This is a genomic window from Streptomyces sp. NPDC087859, from assembly GCF_044742595.1.
GTDB lineage: Bacteria > Actinomycetota > Actinomycetes > Streptomycetales > Streptomycetaceae > Streptomyces > Streptomyces canus_F.
The window spans coordinates 1-25,802 of sequence record NZ_JBIUUU010000001.1 but is presented as its reverse complement, the minus strand read 5'-3'; the positions used below and the strand labels follow the sequence as shown (position 1 = coordinate 25,802).

24 protein-coding genes and 2 tRNA genes are annotated in these 25,802 nt (G+C 70.5%); 17 read left to right on the top strand and 9 right to left on the bottom strand.

What is annotated here, in order from left to right:
* Positions 1 to 152 precede the first annotated feature (152 nt).
* The 5 genes from ACIOHP_RS00130 to ACIOHP_RS00110 all read left to right on the top strand — a co-directional run bounded on the left by ACIOHP_RS00130 (position 153) and on the right by ACIOHP_RS00110 (position 4,047).
* Positions 153 to 2,351 carry an ATP-dependent DNA helicase UvrD2 gene (locus ACIOHP_RS00130; RefSeq protein WP_401881836.1) on the top strand — a complete coding sequence of 733 codons (2,199 nt, stop codon included), beginning with the start codon at positions 153 to 155 and terminating at the stop codon, positions 2,349 to 2,351.
* A 197-nt stretch (positions 2,352 to 2,548) separates the two neighbouring features.
* On the top strand, positions 2,549 to 2,833 hold the full coding sequence (locus tag ACIOHP_RS00125; RefSeq protein WP_384171497.1) for a hypothetical protein: 285 nt from the start codon (positions 2,549 to 2,551) through the stop codon (positions 2,831 to 2,833).
* 175 nt (positions 2,834 to 3,008) lie between these two features.
* The gene (locus tag ACIOHP_RS00120; RefSeq protein ID WP_046262221.1) at positions 3,009 to 3,377 is read left to right on the top strand and encodes a WhiB family transcriptional regulator; all 369 of its coding nucleotides are present in this window, start codon (positions 3,009 to 3,011) and stop codon (positions 3,375 to 3,377) included.
* Positions 3,374 to 3,700, top strand: a complete 327-nt coding sequence (locus ACIOHP_RS00115; protein WP_401881833.1) for a hypothetical protein — start codon at positions 3,374 to 3,376, stop codon at positions 3,698 to 3,700. The genes ACIOHP_RS00120 and ACIOHP_RS00115 overlap by 4 nt, the downstream gene beginning before the upstream one ends.
* A 137-nt stretch (positions 3,701 to 3,837) precedes the next feature.
* Positions 3,838 to 4,047: a hypothetical protein gene (locus tag ACIOHP_RS00110; RefSeq protein ID WP_361542512.1), complete on the top strand. Its 210-nt coding sequence runs from the start codon at positions 3,838 to 3,840 to the stop codon at positions 4,045 to 4,047.
* A gap of 53 nt (positions 4,048 to 4,100) precedes the next feature.
* Here ACIOHP_RS00110 and ACIOHP_RS00105 read toward each other — a convergent pair whose 3' ends face one another.
* Both ACIOHP_RS00105 and ACIOHP_RS00100 read right to left on the bottom strand, forming a co-directional pair.
* Positions 4,101 to 5,465, bottom strand: a complete 1,365-nt coding sequence (locus tag ACIOHP_RS00105; RefSeq protein ID WP_361542509.1) for an AarF/ABC1/UbiB kinase family protein — start codon at positions 5,463 to 5,465, stop codon at positions 4,101 to 4,103.
* Complete coding sequence (locus tag ACIOHP_RS00100) at positions 5,458 to 6,663, bottom strand: TOMM precursor leader peptide-binding protein (protein WP_401883073.1); 1,206 nt, start codon at positions 6,661 to 6,663, stop codon at positions 5,458 to 5,460. Before ACIOHP_RS00100 ends, ACIOHP_RS00105 begins: the two co-directional genes overlap by 8 nt.
* A 270-nt stretch (positions 6,664 to 6,933) precedes the next feature.
* On the opposite strand from ACIOHP_RS00100, the gene ACIOHP_RS00095 reads away from it, so the two are divergent.
* From ACIOHP_RS00095 to ACIOHP_RS00080, 4 genes are all read left to right on the top strand, one after another.
* Positions 6,934 to 7,530 (top strand): M48 family metallopeptidase, encoded by a 597-nt coding sequence (locus tag ACIOHP_RS00095; RefSeq protein WP_361542506.1) that lies wholly within the window; start codon positions 6,934 to 6,936, stop codon positions 7,528 to 7,530.
* 116 nt (positions 7,531 to 7,646) lie between these two features.
* Positions 7,647 to 9,326, top strand: a complete 1,680-nt coding sequence (locus ACIOHP_RS00090) for a TerD family protein (protein WP_401881829.1) — start codon at positions 7,647 to 7,649, stop codon at positions 9,324 to 9,326.
* Between the two features lie 11 nt (positions 9,327 to 9,337).
* On the top strand, positions 9,338 to 10,018 hold the full coding sequence (locus ACIOHP_RS00085) for an AIM24 family protein (RefSeq protein ID WP_361542500.1): 681 nt from the start codon (positions 9,338 to 9,340) through the stop codon (positions 10,016 to 10,018).
* Positions 10,019 to 10,035: 17 nt separating this feature from the next.
* Entirely contained in the window at positions 10,036 to 10,791 is a 756-nt protein-coding gene (locus ACIOHP_RS00080) for an AIM24 family protein (protein WP_401881826.1), read from the top strand.
* 52 nt (positions 10,792 to 10,843) lie between these two features.
* Here ACIOHP_RS00080 and ACIOHP_RS00075 read toward each other — a convergent pair whose 3' ends face one another.
* Together ACIOHP_RS00075 and ACIOHP_RS00070 are read right to left on the bottom strand one after the other, a co-directional pair.
* A complete protein-coding gene (locus tag ACIOHP_RS00075) occupies positions 10,844 to 11,359 on the bottom strand; it encodes an NUDIX hydrolase (RefSeq protein WP_401881823.1) in 516 nt (171 codons plus the stop codon).
* Positions 11,356 to 12,792, bottom strand: a complete 1,437-nt coding sequence (locus ACIOHP_RS00070; protein WP_361542491.1) for a zinc-dependent metalloprotease — start codon at positions 12,790 to 12,792, stop codon at positions 11,356 to 11,358. The genes ACIOHP_RS00075 and ACIOHP_RS00070 overlap by 4 nt, the downstream gene beginning before the upstream one ends.
* A gap of 193 nt (positions 12,793 to 12,985) precedes the next feature.
* Between ACIOHP_RS00070 and ACIOHP_RS00065 the strand changes: the two genes are divergently transcribed.
* The 4 genes from ACIOHP_RS00065 (at position 12,986) to ACIOHP_RS00050 (ending at position 16,165) form a co-directional block, all read left to right on the top strand.
* Entirely contained in the window at positions 12,986 to 14,098 is a 1,113-nt protein-coding gene (locus tag ACIOHP_RS00065) for an SDR family oxidoreductase (RefSeq protein ID WP_361542488.1), read from the top strand.
* Between the two features lie 102 nt (positions 14,099 to 14,200).
* Positions 14,201 to 14,659 carry a molybdenum cofactor biosynthesis protein MoaE gene (locus ACIOHP_RS00060; RefSeq protein WP_307026103.1) on the top strand — a complete coding sequence of 153 codons (459 nt, stop codon included), beginning with the start codon at positions 14,201 to 14,203 and terminating at the stop codon, positions 14,657 to 14,659.
* 193 nt (positions 14,660 to 14,852) lie between these two features.
* Positions 14,853 to 15,008, top strand: a complete 156-nt coding sequence (locus ACIOHP_RS00055; RefSeq protein WP_401881818.1) for a hypothetical protein — start codon at positions 14,853 to 14,855, stop codon at positions 15,006 to 15,008.
* Between the two features lie 59 nt (positions 15,009 to 15,067).
* On the top strand, positions 15,068 to 16,165 hold the full coding sequence (locus ACIOHP_RS00050; protein WP_361542479.1) for a PDZ domain-containing protein: 1,098 nt from the start codon (positions 15,068 to 15,070) through the stop codon (positions 16,163 to 16,165).
* A 94-nt stretch (positions 16,166 to 16,259) separates the two neighbouring features.
* On the opposite strand, the gene ACIOHP_RS00045 is transcribed toward ACIOHP_RS00050, so the two are convergent.
* Positions 16,260 to 16,802 (bottom strand): PPA1309 family protein, encoded by a 543-nt coding sequence (locus ACIOHP_RS00045; protein ID WP_401881815.1) that lies wholly within the window; start codon positions 16,800 to 16,802, stop codon positions 16,260 to 16,262.
* Positions 16,803 to 16,965: 163 nt separating this feature from the next.
* On the opposite strand from ACIOHP_RS00045, the gene ACIOHP_RS00040 reads away from it, so the two are divergent.
* The 4 genes from ACIOHP_RS00040 (at position 16,966) to ACIOHP_RS00025 (ending at position 22,222) form a co-directional block, all read left to right on the top strand.
* Positions 16,966 to 19,896 (top strand): UPF0182 family protein, encoded by a 2,931-nt coding sequence (locus tag ACIOHP_RS00040; protein ID WP_401883071.1) that lies wholly within the window; start codon positions 16,966 to 16,968, stop codon positions 19,894 to 19,896.
* A gap of 59 nt (positions 19,897 to 19,955) precedes the next feature.
* Positions 19,956 to 20,029, top strand: a tRNA-Met gene (locus tag ACIOHP_RS00035).
* Between the two features lie 207 nt (positions 20,030 to 20,236).
* Positions 20,237 to 22,078: a tetratricopeptide repeat protein gene (locus ACIOHP_RS00030; protein WP_401881812.1), complete on the top strand. Its 1,842-nt coding sequence runs from the start codon at positions 20,237 to 20,239 to the stop codon at positions 22,076 to 22,078.
* 70 nt (positions 22,079 to 22,148) lie between these two features.
* Positions 22,149 to 22,222, top strand: a tRNA-Met gene (locus ACIOHP_RS00025).
* A gap of 50 nt (positions 22,223 to 22,272) precedes the next feature.
* On the opposite strand, the gene ACIOHP_RS00020 is transcribed toward ACIOHP_RS00025, so the two are convergent.
* The 4 genes from ACIOHP_RS00020 to ACIOHP_RS00005 form a co-directional block, all read right to left on the bottom strand.
* On the bottom strand, positions 22,273 to 23,409 hold the full coding sequence (locus tag ACIOHP_RS00020) for an ABC transporter substrate-binding protein (RefSeq protein WP_401881809.1): 1,137 nt from the start codon (positions 23,407 to 23,409) through the stop codon (positions 22,273 to 22,275).
* Positions 23,406 to 24,266 carry an ABC transporter permease gene (locus tag ACIOHP_RS00015; RefSeq protein WP_327719282.1) on the bottom strand — a complete coding sequence of 287 codons (861 nt, stop codon included), beginning with the start codon at positions 24,264 to 24,266 and terminating at the stop codon, positions 23,406 to 23,408. The genes ACIOHP_RS00020 and ACIOHP_RS00015 overlap by 4 nt, the downstream gene beginning before the upstream one ends.
* The gene (locus tag ACIOHP_RS00010) at positions 24,263 to 25,030 is read right to left on the bottom strand and encodes an ABC transporter ATP-binding protein (protein WP_401881805.1); all 768 of its coding nucleotides are present in this window, start codon (positions 25,028 to 25,030) and stop codon (positions 24,263 to 24,265) included. The genes ACIOHP_RS00015 and ACIOHP_RS00010 overlap by 4 nt, the downstream gene beginning before the upstream one ends.
* A 132-nt stretch (positions 25,031 to 25,162) precedes the next feature.
* Positions 25,163 to 25,579, bottom strand: coding sequence for a Fur family transcriptional regulator (locus ACIOHP_RS00005; protein ID WP_266822234.1), 417 nt, complete (start codon positions 25,577 to 25,579; stop codon positions 25,163 to 25,165).
* Positions 25,580 to 25,802 lie beyond the last annotated feature (223 nt).

Here is a 25,802-nt window from a genome sequence, read left to right as displayed (position 1 = left end):
GAGATGGTCCACACGGGGGAACGTATGCGACCGGAGCGTCATTCCCGACCGCGCTGCCCGGCCGGGTGACGCCTGCCGCATTAGTACGACTGCGAGCCCCTGCCTGTGGACAACCGGCACAGCCGTCCCCGCCGACCTGGCAGCATGGCGGTGTGACAGCAGCAACGCACTCCACCCTTTTCCCGCAGGTCCCGGATTCGGCCGACGCGGTGCTCGAAGGGCTCGACCCCGAGCAGCGCGAAGTGGCCCTGGCGCTGCACGGGCCGGTGTGCGTGCTGGCGGGAGCCGGTACGGGCAAGACACGGGCGATCACCCACCGCATCGCCTACGGAGTGCGCGCCGGCATCCTGCAGCCCTCCAGCGTGCTGGCCGTCACCTTCACGAACCGCGCCGCCGGTGAGATGCGCGGCCGGCTCCGCCAGCTCGGTGCCGCGGGGGTCCAGGCCCGCACCTTCCACTCGGCCGCCCTGCGCCAGCTCCAGTACTTCTGGCCGAAAGCGGTCGGCGGTTCCATGCCCCGGCTCGTCGACCGCAAGATCCAGCTCGTCGTGGACGCGGCCGCCGCCTGCCGTATCCGCCTCGACCGGGGCGAGCTGCGGGACGTCACCGCCGAGATCGAGTGGTCCAAGGTCACCCAGACCGTCCCCGGCGACTACGCCCTCGCGGCTGCGAAGGCGGGCCGGGACGTCCCCCGCAACCCCGCCGAGATCGCCCAGCTCTACACCGCCTACGAGGACCTCAAGCGCGAGCGCGGCGTCATCGACTTCGAGGACGTCCTGCTGCTGACGGTGGCCGTCCTCCAGGACCGGCACGACATCGCCGACCAGGTCCGCGCCCAGTACCAGCACTTCGTCGTCGACGAGTACCAGGACGTCAGCCCCCTCCAGCAGCGCCTGCTGGAGCTGTGGCTCGGCGACCGGGACAACCTCTGCGTGGTCGGCGACGCCAGCCAGACGATCTACTCGTTCACGGGAGCAACTCCCGACCACCTGCTCGACTTCCGCACCCGCCACCCCGGCGCCACCGTCGTCAAGCTGGTCCGCGACTACCGCTCCACCCCCCAGGTCGTCCATCTCGCCAACGGCCTGCTCGCCCAGGCCAGCGGCCGTGCCGCCGATCACCGCCTGGAGCTGGTCTCGCAGCGCGCCCCCGGCCCCGAGCCGGTCTACACCGAGTACACCGACGAGCCCGCCGAGGCCGAGGGCGCCGCCCGCCGCATCCGCGAACTGATGGCCGCCGGTGTCCCGGCCGCCGAGATCGCCGTCCTGTTCCGTACGAACGCCCAGTCCGAGACGTACGAACAGGCCCTCGCCGACGCGGGCGTCCCCTACCAGCTGCGCGGTGCCGAACGGTTCTTCGACCGCCCTGAGGTGCGCAAGGCCGGCATCGCGCTGCGCGCCGCCTCCCGCTTCGGCGGCAACGACGCCCTCCTGGACGACGCCCCCGACCTGCCCTCCCAGGTGCGGGCCGTGCTCTCCGGAGAAGGCTGGACCACTGAGCCCCCGGCAGGATCCGGCGCGGTCAGAGAGCGCTGGGAGTCGCTGGCCGCCCTGGTGAATCTGGCGCAGGACTTCACCGCGGCCAGATCCGACGCCACCCTCGCCGACCTCGTCGCCGAACTGGACGAGCGGGCGGGCGCCCAGCACGCCCCGACCGTCCAGGGCGTCACCCTCGCCTCCCTGCACTCGGCCAAGGGCCTGGAGTGGGACGTCGTCTTCCTGGTCGGGGTCGCCGAGGGCATGATGCCGATCACCTACGCAAAGACCGACGAGCAGATCGAGGAGGAGCGCCGTCTCCTCTATGTCGGCGTCACCCGCGCCCGGGAGCACCTCCATGTCTCCTGGGCACTGTCCCGCTCACCCGGCGGACGCCCCAGTCGCCGTCCCAGCCGCTTCCTCGACGGGCTGCGCCCCGGTTCGACCGGTGCCGCCGCGCGCGCCGCCACCGGCGGCCCGGGCGGCGTGGAGCGCGGCTTCACGAGCGGTACGGCCGGTGCCGTGCCCCGGCGGAGTCAGCGCACCCCGGCCCGCTGCCGGGTCTGCGGCCGTACTCTCACCGACGCCGGCGAGATGAAGCTGATGCGGTGCGAGGACTGTCCCTCCGACATGGACGAGGGCCTCTACGAGCGGTTGCGCGAGTGGCGGGCGGAGCAGGCGAGCCGCAGCGGACAGCCCGCGTTCTGCGTCTTCACCGACAAGACACTGATGGCGATCGCCGAGGCCGTCCCCGACGACGAGGGCGAGCTCGCGCGGATCCCCGGCGTCGGCGTCCGCAAGTTCAATCGTTTCGGAGCCGATGTGCTGGCGATCTGCGCAGGCCAGGAGCCCGGGGTGGAAGAAGCGGGGAACTGATCCGAACTCGTCGAAAAAATAGTTTGCGCATGCCCCAGCAATCCCCATAGGTTCTTTCCACGGGAACGGAGGCCTTCTCGGAGGCCCTGATTCCGTGCTCTACTTACATACCCGCAGGACTGGTTCATCCCGGTCCCCCGAGACGCCGAGAGGAGGCGAGCCCAGTGACCAGCATCAACGCCAGCTTCACCGCGAAAATGACCGATCGCTCGGTCGTCGCCTCCCTGTGCATGCTCGCTGTCTCGAACCAGGGCACCGGTCTGTCCGGCATTCGTGTCGCCGGCCCGGCAGCCTCCGTGTCTCACGCCGGTCTTCCCGTTCGTGAGCGCAATGAGCGACCGACGAAGGCACTGGAAGCAGTAGAGGGACAGGCGCATGCCTATGCCTTTACGGCAGCCGGTGCCGGAAGCCGGAAGCAGGCGACGCAGCACCACCTGATGTGGGCCTTCCGTGGGCCAGAACCCTGGAGTGATCCAGCCTGATGTGATCAGGCCGGCGCCTTCAGGGCCGCGGAACCCCATCCGGGATCCGCGGCCCTTCTGTTTGTCCTCGAACGGGGATGACGGAGCGAAGGGGCCTCGGGACAACAAAAGAACCCGGTACCAAGCCGACCACCGGCCCAACAGGGCCGGGCCGACCAGACGAGGAAAACGAACCGTGCAACTCGAAGCGCACGCCCCGTCCGTACCGCCTTCCGAAACGATCCCCCCGCCCGGCCTCACGGAGGACTCCACCTTGATCCCGCTCACCGCGCTCACCGCGCTCGACGACGCCATCGAGAGCCTCGGCGTACCCGTCCCCTGCCGTTCGTACGACCCGGAGGTCTTCTTCGCCGAGTCGCCGGCCGACGTCGAGTACGCCAAGTCCCTCTGCCGCACCTGCCCGCTGATGGAGGCCTGCCTCGCCGGCGCCAAGGAGCGGCGTGAGCCCTGGGGTGTCTGGGGTGGCGAGCTGTTCGTCCAGGGTGTCGTCGTCGCCCGGAAGCGGCCGCGTGGCCGCCCGCGCAAGAACCCGGTCATGGCATGAACACCATCGCAGGAACGATCGACCACCCCCTCACGCTCGACCCCAAGAAGCAGGCCCCGATGAAGCCGTCCACCACCGAGCCCGCGGGCTCCGCGACTCCAGACTTCACCACCGTCGGCGCGAGCGACTTGCGCCAGAACAGGACCCGAGAGATGCAACTTCAACCAGAAGCCCTGGCTCGTGCGCATATGCACGAGCGACTGCACCACGCGGAGCAGGAGCGCCGGGCCGTGAGCCTGGCGGCCGCGCGCCGCATGCAGCGCCGGGCCGAGCGCGCCTCGATGCGCGCCCGCCGTGCGCTGGCCATCGCGGTCATGCAGTAGGCGAAGCCACCTGAAGCAGTGTCCTTCCGGACTCCGGGAGGCGAAAGCTCCCCGCGGGGGCCGGTCCGTGCGAACGGACCGGCCCCCGCGGTGCGTTGCGCCCGCCGATCCGCCGGCCGCGGCGATATCGTCGCCGCGTGACGAGTCTTCCCGGGGGCAGCGAAGACAGCGGCTCCGCCACGGAGCCCCCGCCTCTCGTGTGCGCCCGCTGCGGCACCACCGCCGACGGCCCGCGGCCCACCTGGATCTGCTCGGTGGAGAACGGCGTCCGTCAGTACTTCTGCGACACCTGCTCGAGGGACAACCTCAGGGCGATCGAGGGGCGCTTGGACTCGGCTTGGTGGTAGGGCCTCGCAGAGGGCTTGCCGCCGCCTTGCCGCCGCCCCGGTTCACCAGCGGCTCACGCCTCCGCCGCCGAGTCCTCGGTCTCCTCTTCCCGTACGAACCCCGGCAGCCACTCCTCCAGTTCCTCCCGCAGCCGTACCGTCGCGCCCAGTTGGCACAGGACGCCGATCGTGCTCAGGGTCACGCGGTGGATGAGGAGGTATGCCGGGGGGAGGTTGAGCTGCTTGCCCAGCTGGTAGGCGGGGGAGCGGATGTCGGCGATGCGGGCCGCCTGGCTGCGCATCCAGCCGCGGGTGAAGGTGAACTCGTCGAGCAGGGCCGGTTCGATGATCGGCCGGAGATAGTCGAGGACGGCGTCGGGTTCCAGCTCTATGGACTCCTTGACGAAGCCCTCCAGACACAGCAGTTCGTAGACGGCCTCCGCCTCGCCGTCGAGGGTCATGCGCAGGGAGTCGCCGATGGGGGTGGGCAGGCCGCCCGGGAGGCGGTCGACCGTGCCGAAGTCCAGGACGCCCAGGCGCCAGTCGTCCTTGCCGTCGGGGCCGCCGGGCAGGAGACGGAAGTTGCCGGGATGCGGGTCGGCGTGGAGCAGGCCGGTGCGGGCCGGGCCGGAGAAGAGGAAGCGGGCCAGCAGCTGGCCGGCGCGGTCGCGCTGCTCCTGGGTGCCGTCCGAGATGACCTCCGACAGGGGGACGCCGCCCATCCACTCGGTGATCAGGATCTGGTCGCACTGGTGGACCACCGCCGGCACCACGACGTCCGGGTCGTCCGCGAACTCCTCGGCATGGACCCCCTGGGCCTGGGCCTCCAGGCCGTAGTCCAGTTCCTCGGAGACCCGGTCCCTCAGTTCCGCGATGAGCGGCTTGATGTCCATGCCGGGGATCAGCGGGCCCAAAAGACGGGCGAAACGGCTCAATTGGTTCAGGTCGGACAGAAGGGCGTCGCCGGCTCCCGGGTACTGCACCTTGACCGCCACCTCGCGGCCGTCGTGCCACACGGCATGGTGCACCTGGCCGATCGACGCCGCGGCGGAGGGCTTGTCCTCGAACTCCACGAACAGTTCCTGCCAGTCCTCGCCGAGCCGCTCCTCCAGCACCCGGTGCACCGTGCGCGTCGGCATCGGCGGCGCAGCCTCCTGGAGCTTCGTCAGCGCGGCCCGATAGGGACCGGCGACCTCCTCGGGCAGCGCCGACTCGAAGACGGACAGGGCCTGGCCGAACTTCATCGCACCGCCCTTGAGCTCGCCGAGCACCTTGAACAGCTGCTCCGCCGTGCGCTGTTGCAGCTCACGGCCGACGATCTCCGCGGACTCCCCGACGATTCTCTTGCCGAGCCCCCAGGTGGCCCGGCCTGCGAAGCCGAGCGGGAGCGCGGCGAGCTTGGCGGTACGGGTGACCGCCTTGCGGGGAAGATCAGACATGCGCCCTCCAGGTCCCAGCAGGCCGTGCCGCATCCGCCTTACGGCGCAATTCCTTCGACGGCCCTTGCTCCGCCATTGTCTCGTGCGACTCCCCGTCCTTGACGGTGTGTTCCTCCTTACCTTTCTCCGCGGCTCCGCACCGGCACGCGGGATGCGCCCAGACCGGCCGAGCATGCCAGTTCAGCGCAGGGAGGGATACCTCCCAGCGGGCGCCGGCGCTCGACGGGGTCCGGCCGTCGAGGAAGGAGAGGGCGTGCGCGGCCGCCAGTCCTGCCACCGTAGTGGCCAGCGCCAGATCGCACGGAGGCACCTGGCGAGACCGCCCCGAACCCGACCGCCACTGCGCGACCAGCCGAGGCCACACCGGATCCCGGTCGGCCCGGCCCTCGTGCAGACAGCCCGCACAACTCGTCACCCCCGGCAGGACGAGAGGGCCCACGACACCGGTCGCCTCCACGACACCGGCATACAGATGGGGCGTACCGGAGTCGACGAGCGGGTCGGCGGGCGGCGGGGCGTGCACCGCGACGTCGTCCCTCGGGGCGAGGATCACCAGCGAGAACCCGGGCTCGCCGTCCCCGGAGGGTGCCCGGCGTGGCGAGCGGTCCGGCGCGGACCGGCGTGCCGCGCGCCGGGCTGCCTCGTCCCTGCGCTCGCCGATCGCCTCGGCGGGCAGCCCACCCGGCGCGACGTCCCACGGCTCGACCTCGCCGACGTCGCGCACATCGACCTCGCCGACCCCGGCGCCCGCCAGCAGCGAGGCCAGCACCGCGCCCACCCGGCCCGCGCCCCTGATCTGTACACGCAGCGAGCGACGGGCGGCCAGCAGCTCGATCCCCTCGCCCGGTTCGGACGTCGTCAGGGACAGCGAGGCCAGATCGGGGCGGAGCCGGTCGAGGACCCGCTTCTTCCTTCGCAGGGTGTCACCGGCCCGGCCGCCGCCCCGCGCGTCGTCGAGCAGCCCGGCCCGCGCCAGCCGCTCCAGGAGCCGGTCGACATGGCCGTCCGGCAGATCCATGCGCCGCCCCTCCTCGCGCAGCAGCCCCGGACCGCGGGTGCCGTTGAGCAGGTCGAGGAAACTGCCCGTAGCCGTGTCCATCGGGCCCAGCGTCATCGCGTGCGCCGGGGTCATCCCGAACTGCACGGTGTTCAGGTCGCGCCAGCCGCGCCGCAGCGCGGGCTTCACCAGCGGAACCAGTGGGATCGCCGTAACCGGCGGATCTTGTGAAGACTGCATGACAGGCCCCCGTAGCCCTCGTGGAACATCCCCGTCCGCCGCCCGGAGACCCCTCGGTGGTCGGTTGTGCTCCGTCGGCGAGTGCCAGCATGCCCGGATCGGTGACGCGCCGCCGAAAGTTGTCCACAGGCGGTGGGTATTCGTCGTACAAATCAAACGCTTGGCGGGGGATCCGGACCGAACCGTCCCGGAGTCGGGACTTCCAGCCCTCACAGCGGGTAACGTCGGGGCGTGTCCGCCGACCCACTGCACCGCGCCGGAACACCACAGCGACGCACATCGAGCCAGCCGCCCAGCGGCTCGGGTGCGAGCGCGATCGAGGTGCGCAGGAGCGCCCGACGACGCCGTACGGTCTCCGCGTACCGCGAGGGCGACCGCACCGTCGTGCTGATCCCTGCCCGGATGTCCGAGGCGGAGGAGCAACGCTGGGTGAGCGTCATGCTCGACAAGCTGGCCGCCCAGGAGAGCAAGCGGGTACTCGGCGACACCGAACTGGCCGAGCGCGCCGAGCGACTGTCGGCCCAGTACTTCGAGGGGCGCGCCCGGCCCGCCTCGGTGCGCTGGGTCACCAACCAGAACACCCGCTGGGGCTCGTGCACCCCCTCCGAGGGCAGCATCCGCCTCTCGCACCGGCTGCAGGGCATGCCCGAATACGTGGTCGACTACGTCCTCGTCCATGAGCTCGCGCATCTGCTCGTGCCCGGACACGGGCCCCGCTTCTGGCGGCTCCTGGAGGCGTATCCGCGCACCGAGCGGGCCCGGGGCTATCTCGAAGGCGTGGTCGCGGCCGACCGGTTGCCCCATTTGCCCGGCGCGAGCGGAGAGTGACCGACGTCCCCGGCCGGGGATTGTGTACCGGGTCTGTACCGACTTCGTCCACTGTCCGAGTTTGCCGTTAGCCTGGCGCGACGCACTCGCACTTGGATGGGGGACGGTCGTTACGCATGGCCAGGGAATTCCAACGCGGCCACAAGGCCAAGGTCAGTGACCTCACCGCGGGCACGGATCTGTACGTAGGTGTGCAGATCACCGGCCCCGGACTGAGCTTCGACATCAGCTGCTTCGGTCTCGACGCCGACGAACGGCTCTCGGACGACCGGTACTTCGTCTTCTTCAACCAGCCGAAGTCCCCCGAGGAGTCCATCCAGCTTCTGGGCGCCCAGGCGGGTGACTCGGAGTCCTTCCGGGTCACCCTCGACCGGATCCCGGCGCAGATCCACAAGCTGTCCTTCACGGCGACGATCGACGGCGCCGGCCAGATGTCGCAGATCGCCCCCGGATACCTCCGGATCGTGGCGGGCGGCGAGGAAGTGGCCCGCTACTCCTTCAACGGCTCGGAGTTCTCCACCGAGCGGGCCGTGATGCTGGGCGACTTCTACCTGAAGGACGTCTGGCGGTTCGCCGCGGTCGGACAGGGCTTCGACGGCGGCCTCGACGCACTGCTGAAGAACTTCGGCGGCGAGGTGGCCGAGGAGGAGGCCCCCGCGGCCCCTCCGCAGCCGCAGGCCGGCGCCACCCCGGGCTTCGCCCCGCCGGCCCAGGCCACCGCGCCGCCCGCGTTCGGCGCCCCGGCGCCCGCTCCGGCCCCGGCTCCCGCACCTGCCCCGCAGGGCTTCGCGCCCCCGCCCGGAGCGACTCCGCCCCCGGCCCCGGCGCCCGCGCCGAACATGCACGCCCAGCCCACCATCGTCGCGCCCATGACCCCGCCCGGCGGCGCCCCGGTACCGCCCCCGGCGCCGGCTCCCGCGCCCTACGGCCAGCCGCAGCAGCCCCAGTACGGCCAGCCCGCGCCGCCGCCCGGCTACGGGGCCCAGCCCCAGGCCCCGCAGGCGCCCCAGGCTCCGGGCCCGCCGCCCGGCTACGGCCAGCCGACCCCGCCCCCGGGCTACGGTCAGCAGCCTCCGTACGGCCAGGTCCCGGGCCAGCAGGCCCCCTACGGCGCGCCGCAGGGCGCGTCCCAGGCCGCCGGGGTCGCCGGCGCTCTCCAGCAGTTCAAGGAGACGCCCACCGGTCAGCGCTGGACGCAGCAGAACAAGAAGCTCGTCCGCGTCGACCTCGGCATCGGCGGGCATCCCGTGCTGGCCCGGCAGGGCAGCATGGTGCTCTACCAGGGCAAGGTCGACTTCAGCTACAAGGGCGCGGGCTTCGCCGGCCGGGTCGTCGGCAACGCGACCGGCCAGGAGATGCAGCTGATGCGCTGCACCGGCCAGGGTCAGGTCTTCCTCGCCGAGAACTCCACGATGCTGCACCCCATCGAACTCCAGGGCGACGGCATCTGCGTCTCCGCCGAGAACGTCCTCGCCTTCGACGAGAGCCTCCAGTACGAGGTCCGCCGTATCGAAGGGCACGGCATCCCGGGCGGCGCGCTGTTCACGATGCTGTTCCAGGGCACCGGCACGATCGTCCTCAAGACGCACGGCACGCCCGTGGTGCTGCCGGTGACGCCCACGACGTTCGCCGACGCCAACGCCGTGGTCGCCTGGTCGTCCGCCGCCCAGGTGGTCGTCTCCAGCCAGGTCCGGATGCGGCGCAACGCCTACCCGGGCGACACCGGGGAGAGCGTCAACCTGCAGTTCCGGGCCGCGCCCGGCAACTTCATCGTCGTCCAGCCGTACGAGATCTGAGGGAGTCCGTCATGAACCAGCCATTTGCGGGCTTCGCTCCCGCACCCGTCACGGCCCGCATGGAGAACCACGGCAACCACATGGCGAAGATCGCCATGCAGACCGGGAACGACCTCTTCGCACGCGTGGGCTCGATGGTCGCCTACGAAGGGTTCGTCCAGTACGAGCCCAACCCGCCGGCCGTGCGCCAGATCGCCAAGGACTGGATGACCGGCGAGGGCGCGCCCCTGATGAAGTGCACCGGCGACGGACTGCTCTATCTCGCCGACTACGGCGCCAACGTGGTCGTCATCAACCTCAACGGCGACGGCATCTCCGTCAACGCCACCAACCTGCTCGCCTTCGACGCGCACCTCACCTGGGGTGTCGAGCGTGTGAAGGGCCTGGCGAAGTTCGCCGGGCAGGGACTGTGGAACACCAAGATCTCCGGGCAGGGCTGGGTCGCGCTGACCTCCCGGGGCAAGCCGATCGTCGTCGACTGCGGCGGTGGCGAGGACGAGACGTACGTCGACCCCGACGCGCTCGTCGCCTGGTCCCCGAACCTCAAGGTGAAGGGCAAGCGCAGCTTCAAGGCGCAGTCGCTCATCGGCCGGGGCAGCGGTGAGGCCTATCAGATGGCCTTCTCGGGCCAGGGCATCGTCGTCGTCCAGCCCAGCGAGGACAGCACCGACCGTCTCCGGGTCCGGGGCTGAGGGGGAGCCAGAACGTCATGCAGAGTTCGCTTTTCGCCTACAACGACCAGCAGACCCAGGACCGCTGGAGCCTGCAGAACAAGCAGATGCTCCGCGTCACCCTGGAGGGCCACGACGACATCCTCGCCCGCAAGGGCACGATGGTCGCCTACCAGGGCCTGATGGAGTTCGACGCCGAGTACCAGAGCAACCAGCAGGGACGCGCGCGTGCGCAGACCGGCGAGGGCCTGGACCTGATGCGCTGCCACGGGCAGGGCACGGTCTATCTCGCCAATCTCAAGCAGCACGTCCATCTGGTGGACGTGGAGCAGGACGGACTGACCGTCGACAGCAACTACGTCCTCGCCATGGACTCGTCGCTGCACCACGAGGTCATCGCCGTCGACAGCCTCTACGGCATCTCCGGCTCCGGGAAGTACCAGCTCAACATCACCGGCCGCGGCAAGGTCGCCCTCATGACCTCCGGTGCGCCGCTGATGTTGCAGGTAACGCCCGACAAGTACGTCAACTGCGACGCCGACGCGATCGTCGCCTGGTCGACGTCGCTGCGCGTCCAGATGCAGGCCCAGACGCACTCCTCCGGGGTGTTCCGGCGCCGGGGCAACACCGGTGAGGGCTGGGAGCTCAGCTTCATGGGCAGCGGTTACGCGATCGTCCAGCCCAGCGAGCTGCTGCCGCCGCAGAACGCCCAGATCGGCTCCGGCATCGCCGCGCAGTACGGGATGGGGCAGCAGGGGGCCCGCGGCCAGAACCAGGGCAACGCCTGGAGCTAGCCAACAGCTGACAGGTAAGGGGCGACCATCCAGGTGGTCGCCCCTTACGCGTTCACAGCCTGGCCCGGGTCGCCTCGAGCAGCCGCACGACGGACTCGTCCGCCACGTCCGCCACCTCGTCGTACGCGTACCAGCGCAGGTCCAGGGACTCGTCGCTGATCGCCTCCACCGCCCCGGCCGGGGCCAGCGCCGCGTACTGGACGTCGAGGTGCCAGGCGCACGGCGTGTGATGGCGGTCCAGGCGGACCGGACCGCCGGGCAGCAGGGTCAGCCCCTCGATGCCGGACTCCTCGGTGCCCTCGCGCAGGGCGGCCGCCGCCAGGGTCGCGTCGCCCGGTTCGCAGTGGCCGCCCATCTGGAGCCACATCCGCAGCTTCTTGTGGAGGGTCAGCAGGACCCGCCCGCGCGACGGGTCGATCACCAGCGCGCTCGCCGTGATGTGCCCGTCGCCGCAGGCCTTCCACATGCCGTCCGGGTGCGTCGCCAGATGGTCGAGATAGGTCTGGCGCAGCTCTTCCTGGTCCTCGTAGCCCTTCAGTACGAGGACCGCGTCGTCGAACAGGCTCACTCGGTGTCGTCGCCCTTGTCGTCCTTGTCGGCGTCCTTCTTCTTCAGGTCGGGCTTCTGCGCCGCCTCGCCGAGCATCTTGTCCAGCTCGGAGAAGTCCAGCTGCTCGCGGTGGACGAAGCCGTCCGGGTCGTCCAGGTCGGAGGCGGTCGGGAGCATGTCCGGGTGGGCCCACAGACCGTCCCGGCCGTCGACACCGCGCGCGTCCGTGAGCGAGGCCCACAGACGGGAGGCGTCCCGCAGCCGACGGGGGCGCAGCTCCAGGCCGATCAGCGTGGCGAAGGTCTGCTCGGCCGGGCCGCCCGAGGCGCGACGGCGGCGCAGGGTCTCGCGCAGCGCGTCCGCGGACGACAGACGCGGCTTCGCGGCCGCGTGGACCACCGCGTCCACCCAGCCCTCGACGAGCGCCAGCGCCGTCTCCAGACGGGCCAGGGCCGCCTTCTGCTCGGGCGTGTCCTCCGGCTGGAACATGCCCTGCTGGAGAGCGTCCTGCAACTGCTCGGGGTTCTGCGGGTCGAACTGGCCGACCACGTCCTCGAGCTTGGCGGTGTCGACCTTGATGCCGCGCGCATAGCCGTCGACCGCGCCGAACAGGTGCGAGCGCAGCCACGGCACGTGCGCGAAGAGACGCTGGTGGGCGGCCTCGCGCAGAGCGAGATACAGCCGCACCTCGTCCTGCGGCACGCCCAGGTCCTTGCCGAACGCCTCGACGTTGAGCGGCAGCAGCGCGGCCTTGCCGGCCGGGCCGAGCGGCAGGCCGATGTCGGTGGAGCCGACGACCTCGCCCGCGAGCACGCCGACGGCCTGCCCGATCTGCGTGCCGAACATGGCGCCGCCCATCGAGCGCATCATGCCGATCAGCGGGCCGGCCATGGCCTGCATCTCCTCCGGCAGCACGTCGCCCATGGCGGTGCCGACGCGCTCGGCGACCGGGTCGACGAGTTCCTTCCACGCGGGCAGGGTCGCCTCGACCCACTCCGCGCGGGACCACGCCACGGCGGAGCCCGCGCCGGACGGCAGGGACGTCGCGTCGTCGAGCCACAGATCGGCCAGGCGGACGGCCTCCTGGACCGCGGTGCGCTCGGCGGGGCCGACACTGGCGTCCTTGGTGCCGTCGGCGGTGCCCTGGGAGACCGTCTGGCGGGCGATCTGCTTGGCCATGTCCCAGTTCACCGGGCCGCCCTCGTACGAGAGCATCTGGCCCAGCTGCTGGAACGCGGCGCCCAGGTCGTTGGGGTTCAGGGAACCGAACATGGCAGCGAACGGGTTGTCGGCACCAGGGGCACCGAAGCCGCCGGCTCCAGGCAGCCCGCCGAAACCGAACGGGTTGGCCGGGCCCTGACCACCACCGCTCTGCTGGTCCTTCTTCTTGCCCTCGTCGCCGTCGTCCGGCTCCTCCGGCGGAAGGCCGAATCCGAATGGGGTGTCACTCACGGGATTCCTCGGCTGGTAAGGCCGCCGGTGTCTCTCCGACGGCGCGACTGCCCGATAACACCACCCAGCCTAGACACCGTGGGCGGATCGGGCCTCGGTGCTCCGCCGAGTCTCGGCCTGCGGCAGGATGGATGCCACCTGGTACGTACGCGTCACTCGCGCCCGTACTGAAGACAACCACTGGAGACGCCCGGTGAGTTCCCCTGATCCACAGGTTCGCGCAGCGCGAAACCAGACAACCCATCCCGGCCTGCGCGGACCCGTCGTCGCCGTGACCGGTGCCGCCGCCGGTGTCGGCGCGCTGCTCACCGAGCGGCTCGCCGCCTCGGAGGAGATCAAGCAGGTCATCGCCATCGACGAGCGGCGAGGCGAGTGCGCGGCGGCGCAGTGGCACATCCTGGATGTGCGGGATCCGGCGATCGCGGAGAAGCTGCGGGGCGCGGACGTCGTGGTGCATCTGGCGCTCGACCTCGATCTGGAGACCGACGGGGCCGCCCGTACGGCCTACAACGTGCGCGGTACGCAGACCGTGCTGACCGCCGCGGCCGCGGCCGGCGTGCATCGGGTCGTGCTGTGCACCTCCGCCATGGTCTACGGCGCCCTTCCGGACAACGAGCTTCCGCTGTCCGAGGACGCGGAGCTGCGGGCCACGGCCGAGGCGACCGGGGTCGGGGATCTGCTGGAGGTCGAGCGGCTCGCGCGGCGCGCTCCGCGGGCGCACCCCGGGCTCAATGTCACCGTGGTGCGGCCCGCTGTCCTCGTCGGAGGCACCGACACCGCGCTGACCAGGTATTTCGAGTCACCGCGGCTGCTGGTCGTGGCCGGCTCCCGGCCCGCCTGGCAGTTCTGCCATGTCGAGGATCTGTGCAGTGCTCTGGAGTACGCCGTCCTGGAGAAGGTCGAGGGCGAGCTCGCCGTCGGCTGTGACGGGTGGCTGGAGCAGGAGGAGGTCGAGGAGCTCAGCGGGATCCGGCGCATGGAGCTGCCCTCGGCCGTCGCGCTGGGCGCGGCGGCCCGGCTGCACCGGATCGGGCTCACGCCGTCTCCGGCCGGGGATCTCGCCTACACGATGTACCCCTGGGTGGTGAGCGGCAGCCGGCTCCACGACGCCGGATGGCGGCCGCAGTGGACCAACGAGGAGGTCCTCGCGGAGCTGCTGGAGGAGGTCTCCGGACGGCGCACCGTCGCGGGACGCCGACTGGGTCGCAAGGACGCGACGGCCGCGGGTGCCGCGGGTGCGACGGTGGCGCTGCTGGGCGCGGCGGCCGTGGTGCGGCGGGCGCGGAAGGCCCGGCGGCGGATCTGAGATCAGGGGGTCCAGGCCTGTAGGAGGCTCCAAACCCGTGCGCGTGTGTGCCGGTGGATAGCGCTATTCCGCGTGGTCGCGGGCATGAGGCACGATGGGGGCATGGCAGCCATCGACGATCACCCCGGTGAGCGGGGCGCGCAGGACGCGATCAAGCTCATCGCCATTCGTGAGACCGCGCTCTCCCTGGACGAGGTCTTCAAGGCCGTCGGGGACGACGCGGCCGGGGGGACCGCGCTGTTCGTCGGGACCGTGCGCAATCACGACGGCGGAGCCGACGTCGACGAGCTCGGCTATTCGTGTCATCCGAGTGCCGAGGCGGAGATGCGGCGGATCGCGGAGAAGGTCGTCGCCGAGTACCCCGTGCGGGCGCTGGCCGCGGTGCATCGTGTGGGGGACCTGAGCGTCGGAGATCTCGCCGTCGTCGTCGCCGTGTCGTGTCCGCATCGCGGGGAGGCCTTCGAGGCCTGCCGGAAGCTGATCGACGACCTCAAGCACGAAGTGCCGATCTGGAAGCACCAGAAGTTCTCCGATGGCACCGACGAATGGGTCGGCGCGTAGCGCCGTCGTTGAGGGGTGGTGGTCGGGCGACGGGAGGGCGGGTCGGCGCCTGCTGAGCCCAGGGCCTCTGCCGAATCCTTCCTTCTCTCCTCTCCGGTTGCGTAACCGCACCCCTGGCGTGAGCGTTGTCCGTGCGGATGGTTAATCTGCTGATCAGTCAGTTGCGGTCGCGCACCGGGGTTGGGAGGACGACATGGCGGCGCTCGCCTGGTTGCTGATTCCGCTTTTGGCCGGGATCGGCGCAGGTCTGTGGGGCAGTTGGGCCAACCGGACCCGCAGGACTCGCAACGACGGGCCCGAGCTGGACGGGTACGCCCGGTTCCGCGAGGCCATGGAGAAGCACCCCTGAGACAGTCCTTCAGGCGGCCCTGACGGGTCGCTGACAGGGGCGTCCCGTACTGTCGTGCCATGCCACGCCGCACCGCGACGATGCTCGCCTCCACCCTGATGCTGATCGCACTCCTGTGCGCGGGTGTGTTGATCCCCGTGCCGTACGCGGAGATGTCACCCGGGCCGACGGTGAACACCCTGGGCGATCACGACGGCGAGCCGGTGCTCCAGATCTCCGGCCGGAAGACGTACGCGACGAGCGGCCATCTGAACATGACCACCGTCCGCGTCACCAGCGCCGACTACAAGATGAACATCGTCGAGGCCGTGTACGGCTGGCTCGCGCACGACAACAAGGTCGTGCCGCACGACACGCTGTACCCGGACGGCAAGACCGAGGAACAGTCCACCCAGGAGAACGCCGAGGAGTTCAGCCAGTCCCAGGAGAGCGCCAAGGTCGCCGCCCTGAAGGAGCTGGACGTCCCCGTGAAGTCCTTCGTGATCGTCTCCACGGTCGTCAAGGACTCCCCGGCCGAGGACAGGCTGCACGCCGGTGACGTCATCAAGGCCGTCGACGGGACCGCCGTCAAGGAGCCCGCCGACGTCGCCGAGCTGGTCACCAAGCACAAGACCGGCGAGAAGGTCGTCTTCACCATCGTGCCCGCCAAGGAGCAGGCCGCCGCGGAGAAGGAGCAGCGGACGGCGACCAGGACCGAGGACGTGACCGTCACGACCAAGGCGTCCGACGACGACGGCGAGAAGCGCGCCATCGTCGGGATCTCCGCCGGGACCGACCACACCTTCCCGTTCACCATCGACATCAAGCTCGCCGACGTCGGAGGGCCGAGTGCCGGGCTCATGTTCGCGCTCGGCATCTACGACAAGCTCACTCCGGGCAGCCTGACCGGCGGCACGTTCGTGGCCGGCACCGGCACCATCGACGACGACGGCAAGGTCGGCCCGATCGGTGGCATCGAGATGAAGACCGTCGGCGCCCGCGACAAGGGCGCCCAGTACTTCCTCACGCCCGCCGACAACTGCGCGGCCGCCGCCAAGGACACGCCGGGCGGGCTCACGCTGATCAAGGTGAACACCATCGAGGACGCCCTCGGCGCCCTCGAGGACATCCGCTCCGGCGACACCGACGGCCTGCCCAAGTGCACGACCAAGGGCTGACGGAACAGACACGCGCGCGTACGTGAACGGGGGCGCCCCAGGATCTGGGGCGCCCCCGTCGTCGTACGGGAAGAGGCCGTCGTACCGGAAGGACTCAGTCCTCGAACGTCGCCGACAGCGCCTCCGCGAGCCCCGGCACCAGGGCGCCGCCCGTGAGGACCTCCGTCGGGGAGTCCTTCTCGCGCAGCCGCAGGGCCGAGTCGCGGGTGCCGTCGCGCAGGACCGCGACCGTCATGCGGACCTCCTGGCGGTCGGGGTGCCTGGCGACCCACTGGGAGAGCTTCTTGTCGCTCAGCCCCTCCGGGACCGACGCCTCGGCGGACGGCGGGAGCATCAGGCGCTCCACCGTCAGGGCGCAGCCGACGACGGGGTCGGGCCAGGCGATCGTGCCGAGGAACTCGTCCAGCGGCTTGCCCGCCGGGATCTCCTCCTGCTCGATCGGGGTGAGACCGGTGGTCGCCTGCTCGTCCTCCAGGCCGAGCTGGGCCGCGAGGCCCGGTTCCTGAGCGCGCAGCCGGGCGGTGTCTACGAGGGCGAAGAGGCGAGCGGGCTGGTCCCAGCCGAGGCCGGACACGTACTCGTCGATCTCGAGTACGGCCCGGGTCAGGGGGCTCGCTGCCATGGGTGTGTTGGACATGGTCACAATCCTGCCTCGTTCATGGCCCGAATCGGGAACCGAGTAAAGCGTGAGTAAGTTGCATAGGTGAGGGCCTACGATCACGTGGCCCACGGACGGCCCGCGGGGACGCGGGTCTGACGGACCAACAGCGACTTTCGAGGTGCGCACCTTGGCTTTCCAGATGCCGGACCGCGGCGGAGGCCCGACGGGGCCACGGATCAGAGTGGGCCGCCCGTCCCGGCGTGTCCGGACCCTGCTCATGACACTGGGCGTCCTTGCCGTGCTCGGCATGGCGTTCACCATGTTCGCCGGGTTCTGGACGGACTGGCTCTGGTACCGGTCGGTGAACTACTCGTCCGTGTTCACGACGACCCTGTGGACGAAGATCGGCCTGTTCTTCGTCTTCGGCCTGCTGATGGCCCTGGCGGTCGGCTTCAACATCTGGCTGGCGCACCGGCTGCGGCCACCGTTGAGCGCCATGTCGATGGAGCAGCAGAACCTCGACCGCTACCGCATGGGCATCGCGCCCTACAAGAAGTGGCTGCTGCTGGGGATCACCGCGCTCGTCGGCCTCATCGCCGGCGCCTCGGCGTCGAGCCAGTGGCGGACCTGGCTGATGTGGGTCAACGGTGTGTCCTTCGGTGAGAAGGACCCGCAGTTCAAGCTCGACATCTCCTTCTTCACCTTCGACCTGCCCTGGTACCGGTTCCTGCTCGGCTTCGGCTTCGCAGCTGCGATCCTGTCCGTGATCGCCGCCGCGCTGACGCACTACCTGTACGGCGGGCTCCGGATCACCAGCCCGGGAGCGCGCGCCACGGCCGCCGCCACGGGCCATCTGTCGGTGCTGATGGGCGTCTTCGTCGCTCTGAAGGCGGTGGCCTACTGGCTCGACCGGTACGGCCTCGCGGTCAAGTCCAGCGACTTCAAGGCGACCGACAACTGGACCGGCCTGAGGTACGTCGACGCGAACGCCTATCTGCCGGCCAAGACGATCCTGTTCTGCATCGCCGTCATCTGCGCCCTGCTGTTCTTCGCCACCCTGTGGCGGCGCACCTGGCAGCTGCCCGTCATCGGCTTCGGTCTGATGGTGCTGTCGGCGATCCTCATCGGCGGTCTGTACCCGGCGATCGTCCAGAAGTTCCAGGTCCAGCCGAACGAGCAGGCCAAGGAAGCGCCGTACGTCACCAAGAACCTCAAGGCGACGCGCGAGGCGTACGGCATCGACGACGCCGACGTCAACGAGTACTCGGGCACGTCCACGACCACGGACAAGACCAAGCTGCGCGACGACGTCGACAGCACGGCCAGCATCCGCGTGGTGGACCCGAACATCGTCTCGCCGACGTTCCAGCAGCTTCAGCAGATGCGTAACTACTACGCGTTCCCGATCAACCTGGACGTCGACCGCTACACCAAGGACGGCAAGGACCAGGACACGGTCATCGGTCTGCGCGAGCTGAACCTCGCCGGCATTCCGAAGAACAACTGGATCAACGACCACTTCCGCTACACCCACGGCTACGGCGTGGTCGCCGCCAAGGGCACCGCCGCCGACTCCGAGGGCCGCCCGGTCTTCACCGAGTCCGACCTGCCCTCGCAGGGCGACCTCGGGACGTATCAGCAGCGGGTCTACTACGGCGAGAAGACCACCGAGTACTCGATCGTCGGCGGTCCCCAGAAGGAGATCGACTACTCCGACGACAGCGGCGAGAAGACCTTCAGCTACACCGGCAAGAGCGGGGTCAACCTCTCCAACCCGGTCAACCGGGCCGCGTACGCGGTGGCGTTCAACGAGCCGCAGATCCTCTACTCCGGCGCGATCGGCGAGGGTTCGCGGATCCTGTACAACCGCACGCCCAAGGAGCGCGTCGAGGCGGTCGCCCCGTGGCTGACCATCGACGGCGACGCCTACCCGGCGGTCGTGGACGGCAAGATCCAGTGGATCGTCGACGCCTATACGACGACGAACGGCTACCCGTACTCGTCGCGTACGACCCTCGGTGACACCACGGCCGACTCGCTGACCGCGACGAACAACTCGCGCGCGGTGGTGGCCCAGCAGAACCAGGTCAACTACATCCGCAACTCGGTGAAGGCGACCGTCGACGCCTACACCGGCCAGGTGAGCCTGTACCAGTGGGACACCAAGGACCCGGTCCTGAAGACCTGGATGAAGGCGTTCCCGGGCACGGTGAAGTCCAAGACCGCGATCTCGGACTCGCTGATGGCCCATCTGCGCTACCCGCAGGACCTGTTCAAGGTCCAGCGCGAGCTGCTCAGCCGGTACCACGTGAAGGACGCGACGACGTTCCTCAGCGGCTCCGAGGTGTGGCAGGTGCCGGACGACCCGACCAACACGTCGGGCGAGCCGGTGCCGCCGTACTACCTGAGCATGAAGATGCCCGACCAGAAGGCGCAGGCGTTCTCGCTCACGACGACGTTCACGCCCAACGGCCGTGACCAGCTCAGCGCGTTCATGTCGGTCGACGCCGAGGCGGGCACCAGCGACTACGGCAAGATCAGAATCCTGAAACTGCCGACGAACACCAGCGTCCAAGGGCCTAAACAGGTACAGAGCCAGTTCAACTCCGAACAGGACATCGCCGAGACCATCAGCCTCCTCAACAGAGGTGATTCCAAGGTGGAGTACGGCAACCTGCTGACGGTGCCGCTCGACGGAGGACTGCTGTACGTGGAGCCGGTCTACGTACGCGGTGGTGGACTGAAGTACCCGCTGCTGCGGAAGGTGTTGGTGACCTACGGAGGCAACACCGCCTTCGAGGACACCCTCGACGAGGCCCTCAACAAGGTGTTCGGGGCGGACGGCGAGACCACCCCGCCACCGGAGGACGACGGCGGGGACACCACGAAGCCGCCACCGACCTCCGACAACCCGACGGTCCAAGAGGCGTTGAACGACGCCCAGAAGGCCTTCGAGGACGGCCAGGCGGCCCTGAAGAAGGGCGACTGGGAGGCGTACGGCCTGGCGCAGAAGGACCTGGAGGAAGCGCTGCAACGGGCCGAGGACGCACAGTCCAAGGAGGACAAGACCGGCGGCAGCAGTCCGAGCCCGAGCGGCAGTCCGAGCCCGAGCAGCAGTCCCAGCGGCTGACCGGTTCCTGAGCTGGTCAAATGCCCCTCCCGCGCCGTGGTACGGTTTGAACACAACGGCGCGGGGTGGAGCAGCTCGGTAGCTCGCTGGGCTCATAACCCAGAGGTCGCAGGTTCAAATCCTGTCCCCGCTACTGAAAACGAAGGCCCGGATCCTGATCAAGGATCCGGGCCTTCGTGGTGTGCGAACGCATGTGCCGGAGAGGGGGATGGCCGTGCCGCCGTGGGGAGTTGGGTGAACTGTGTTTGACTTGTCTCTCTGTGGGCATGTCGACAAAACGCTGAAGTGACCTCACTGGCTGCGGTATACCAGGTGTACCCAGGTTGCAGGTGGTGCGACGATGGACGTTATGGGGGACAAGGCAACTCTGTTGGAGACAGGGCGGTTTGAGCAGTCTGCTGACTTTGTGCAGTCTGCCGATCTTGTGCAGCCTTCCGACCGGGACGAGACCGGTGAGGCCGCCGAGGAAGCAAGGCAGCGGCTCGCCGCGGAAGCCGGCGATGTCGAGGCGATGAGCGTCCTCGGGGCCATGCTGCTGCGCCGCGGTGATCTCGACGGAGCCGAGCCCCAGCTGCGTGCCGCCACCGCCGCGGGTGACCGGGCCGCCGCCAACAACCTGGGTGTCCTGCTGCACCAGCGCGGCTACGCCGACGACGCCGCCGGATGGTGGCGGATCGCCGCCGTCGCCGGGTCCGCCGCGGCCGCGCACGCGCTGGGACGCCACCACCGGGAGAAGGGCGACGAGCCCGCCGCCGAGTACTGGCTGCGCCAGTCCGCCGAGCAGGGACACGCCCTCGGCGCGTACGCGCTCGCCGATCTGCTGGAGCACCGCGGGGACGCCGCGGCCGGCCACTGGATGCGGGCCGCGGCCGAGCGGGGGCACCGTGAGGCGGCCTACCGGCTGGCGCGCGCTCTTGATCGCGAGGTGTCGGCCGAGGGGGACGACGGGCCCGACAACGGTGTCTCCCCGGCGGCCGAGCAGTGGTACCGGCAGGCCGCCGCGCGCGGACACCGGCGGGCCGCGCTGCACCTCGGCGCGATCCTGGAGCGGCGCGGTGAGCTCAAGGAGGCCGGGCGCTGGTATCTGACCTCCGCCAAGGACGGCGAGGCGCGGGCCGCCTGTGCCCTCGGGTTCCTGCTGCGTGACGCGGGAGACGTCGAGAGCGCCGCGGTCTGGTGGCTGCGGGCCGCGCAGGACGGGGACGGCAACGCGGCGAACGCGCTGGGGGCGCTGCACGCCGAGCGGGGCGAGACGCAGACCGCCGAGCGGTGGTACCGGGCCGCGATGGACGCCGGCGATGTCAACGGCGCGTACAACCTCGGGCTGCTCTGCGCCGAGCAGGCGCGGACCGCGCAGGCCGAGCAGTGGTACCGGCGGGCGGCGTACGCCGGGCACCGTGAGGCGGCGAACGCGCTGGCGATCCTGCTGTTGCAGGGCGGGGACACCGCCGGGGCCGAGCCCTGGTTCTCCAAGGCGGCCGAGGCGGGGAGCGTGGACGCGGCGTTCAACCTCGGGATTCTCTTCGCCGGGCGAGGCACTGAAGAGGGCGACGTCGTCGCGCTGCGGTGGTACGAGCGGGCCGCGGCAGCCGGGCACACCGAGGCGGCGCTCCAGGTCGGGATCGCGCGGCTGCGGGACGGGGACGAGGCGGCGGCGGAGCGGCATCTGCGGTGTGCGGCGGGGGGTGGCAGCTCGGAGGCGGCGTACCGGCTGGCGACCGTGCTGGACGCCCGGCGTCCGCCCGTGCCCGCGCATGAGCTGGGGGAGCCGGTGCACTCCGCCAAGAGCGAGTGCGAGGAGTGGTACGAGCGGGCGGCGTCCCAGGGGCACCGTCGGGCGCAGGTGCGGGTCGGGATGCTGGCCGCTGCCCGGGGGGATGTCGTGGGGGCGGCTCGCTGGTACCGGGAGGCGGCCGAGGCGGGCTCGCGCAACGGTGCCTTCAATCTCGGGCTGCTGCTGGCCCGGGAGGGGAGTGAGCCCGAGGCGGCGGTGTGGTGGACCCGTGCGGCGGACGCGGGGCACGGGCGGGCGGCTTTGCGGCTCGCCCTGGTCTACGCGCGTCGTGGGGAGCTCGCGGAGGGCCAGCGGTGGGCCGACCGGGCGGTGACGCTGGGGCCGCAGGAGGTGTCGGAGCGGGCGGCTCGCCTGCGGGACGCGCTGCGGCAGGAGCTGTCGGCCTGAGGGTGCGATGAGGCTGCGGACAAGCGATTTGCTTCCGTCCTCCGCGTTGACGTAGTGTTCATTTCACCGACGCGGGGTGGAGCAGCTCGGTAGCTCGCTGGGCTCATAACCCAGAGGTCGCAGGTTCAAATCCTGTCCCCGCTACTGAAGGCCGAGGGCCGGAATCCATAAGGATTCCGGCCCTCGGTGTTTCTTCATGGCCGGTGGCCCACCGCTTCCTCGTAGAGGGTGCGGTCGACTGTCCTGGACTCCGGCAATGGGTCGCCCTCAGAGACTCCTTGCGCGGTGTACGCCGCTTGCAGACGGTCGGTCGTGCCTTTGCGGATCTCCCAGTCCACCCGCAGGGACGGGGTCGAGCGGAGGATCTGTTCGTCTGCCTTCAGGAGTTTCGCCAGGTAGGTGACGTAGGCCTCGTCCTTCTTGTAGTCCGCCGCGAAGTACGAGTTCACCGTGCGGATGTACGCCCGGAGCAGGGCCACTCCCGCGTCCACGTCCCGCTGGAGCAGTGAAGGGCCGTACAGCATGCCGCCCAGGGGCTCGCCCTGCGGCTGGCCGCCGAGGAAGGCGTAGGCGGACTGTCCGTCGACCTTGCGCCACACCGGGTCCAGGAGCCAGGCGGAGTCGACGCCGCCGTTCTCCAGGGCGGTGAGGACGTCCGCGGAGCCCAGCTGCTGGTACTGGATCCTGTCGAGGCCGCCGCCGTGTTTCTCCAGGGCCTTCTCCATGGGGTAGGCGATGACGGAGCCCTTGCCGATCATCGTGCCGAGCCTGCGGCCGGCCATGGACACGTGGGACGCGCTCTCGCCGTCCTTCAGCCGCACCCACAGGCCGCTCTTCGAGCCGGGGTCCGGTGAGAAGTTCCCCGCGACCCACTTGATGTCGAAGCCGCCCCGGAGACCGTTCATCACGGCCGCCTCGGGGGCCGCCCAGATCGCGTCGAGGTCGCCCTTGGCGAGCAGGGGCAGCGCGTCCGGTGTGGGGAGGACCTTGAGGGTGACGTCCAGGCCCTCACGTGCGAACTCGCCCTTGTCCAGGGCCACTTGCAGCGGTGCCACGTACTCGGCGCTCAGTGTTCCCGTCGCGATCGTCAGCTTCCGCGTCTTCGCCAGCGGCTTCGGGGCCGGTGCGCCGGGCTGGCAGCGGGCCGGCAGACGGCTCGGGGAGAGGTCGGCCGGGTCCGTCCAGGACGTGGTGCCACAGCCCTCCACCGGGCTGATCGTGCGCTTGCCGGCATCCGCCCGCGGTGCGTTGTCCTCGTACGGCGACGAGCAGGCCGCCGAGCTCAGCAGCAGGGCGGTCAGTGCCGCCACCCCGCACATACGTCCCCTCATGACTGCCCCCGTCCACGGTCCCGCGGCGCCCATGGGGTGAGCAACCGGCCCACCACCCGCACCAGTTCGGAGAAGACGACCCCCAGGGCCGCCACACAGACGATCCCCACGAACATCACGTCGTTCTGGAACAGCGCGCGGGAGTCGAAGATCAGATGGCCCAGGCCGTTCGTCGCCGCGATCTGCTCCGAGGCGACGATCACCAGCACGGCCACGCCCGCCGCTATGCGGGCGCCCACCAGGACCGACGGCAGTGACGCCGGCAGCAGGACGTGGCGGAACATCTGCCAGGGTGAGGCGCCGAAGACCTGGCCCGCGTCGCGGTGGCCGGCGGGGATCGACATGACCGCGGACATGGTCGAGATCCATACGAAGAAGAAGACCGTGGCTGCCACCAGGGCCACCTGCGGACCCTCGCCCAGGCCGAACATGTTCAGGAAGATCGGCAGCAGGGCCAGCTTCGGGACCACGTACAGGGCGTCCAGCAGGGGCTCCAGCGCCGCCCTGACCAGGGAGAGCGAGCCCATCAGCAGGCCCAGCGCGTACCCCGCGGCCGTGCCCACCGCGTAGCCCGCCACGACGCGCTTCGACGTCGCCCACACGTCCGGCCACAGGTCGCCTTCCGCGGCCCGGTCCCAGCCGTCCGCGAAGATCGTGGACGGTGCCGGGTAGACCCGGGAGTCGATCCAGGCCCGGTCGGCGGCCAGTTGCCACAGGAGGACCAGGAACAGCGGGACGGCCGCCGCCAGCGACAGTTCCAGGGCGCGTCGGCGCCTGTGGGTGCGTACGGGATGGAGCTCGTGCGGGCCCGGGGCGCGGACCAGGACGGACTCCCGTGCGGGAGCGGTCGTCGTCATGCCGGCACCGCCTCCTTGCGCAGCAGGTCCCACAGCTCGCTCTTGAGGTCCGTGAACTCCGGCGCGGAGCGGATGTCGCCGGTGCGCGGGCGGGGGAAGGGCGGGTGGCGCTCGGCGATGACGCGGCCGGGGCGGGCGGACATCACCAGGACGCGGTCGCCGAGGACGATCGCCTCCTCCAGGCTGTGGGTGATGAAGAGGGTGGTGGTGCGGGTCGTCTGGGTGAGTTCCAGGAGTTCGTCCTGGAGGATCATGCGGAGTTGGGCGTCCAGGGCCGCGAACGGCTCGTCCATCAGGAGGAGTTCGGGCTCCACCGCCAGCGCCCGGGCGATCGCCACGCGCTGGCGCATGCCGCCGGAGAGGGTCGAGGGGTAGGAGGTGGCGAAGTCCGACAGGCCCATACGGGCCAGCCAGGCGTCGGCGCGGGCGTCGGCCTCGCGGCGTGGGACGCGCTGGATGTCGAGGCCGAAGCGGACGTTGGCGCGGACCGTCTTCCAGTCGTAGATGCCGTAGTCCTGGAAGATCATGGCGGCCGGGCGAGGGCTGGTCGTACGGATCTCCAGGCGGCCCGTACTGGGGCGCAGCAGGCCCGCGGCGATGCGCAGCAGGGTGGACTTGCCGCAGCCCGAGGGGCCGACGACACAGACGAACTCACCGGCGGTCACGGACAGGTCCAGCGGGCCGAGGGCGGGCACCGCGCCGGGGCCACGGCCGAAGGTGCGGGTCAGATCACGTGCGCTGAGTTTCGGATACGGCTCTCCCACGGGGTCTCCTCGCGGAGTGCGGAACGGACTGGTGGGTGCCGTTGACCATATGACGGTCCGTCAGATCCGGGAAGCCTGTAGACAGCACAAAGCCCCGGCACCTCGCAGGGGCCGGGGCTTCGGAAGCGGGCTCTATGCCGCCGCGCAGTTGGGGCAGACGCCGCGGTACGTCACCTCGACGCCCGAGACCGTGAAGCCGAAGCGCTCCGAGTCGGGGAGGTCGGTGAGCGGGTCGCCGCTCGGGTGGACGTCGCGGATCGCGCCGCACTGGGCGCAGACCAGGTGGTGGTGCGGCCGGTGCGCGTTCGGGTCGTACCGCTTGGCGCGCTTGTCGGTGGCGACCTCGAGCACCTCGCCCAGGGAGACCAGCTCGCCCAGCGTGTTGTAGACGGTCGCGCGGGAGATCTCGGGCAGCTTGGCGACGGCCCGTGCGTGGACCTCGTCGGCCGTCAGGTGGACGTGATCGCCGTCGAGGACCTCGGCCACGACACGCCGCTGCGCGGTCATCCGCCATCCGCGGCCGCGCAGTCGTTCCAGAAGGTCACTCATAGGGGTCACCTTAACAGCAAGGGGGACCAGGCTCCGAATAGGTGTGAATTTAGAGTGCACCTCGAGTTGGACAATGTCCAGTGTGGCGGGGGGGGGGGCGGGGGGCCCCGCCCCCCCCCCCCCCCGCCCCCCCCCCCCCCCCGCCCCCCCGGGGGTGGTGGCGGGGGCCCCCCCCCGGGGGTTTGGCGGCCCCCGACCATGCCGCCCCGCGCGCCCCCGGCCC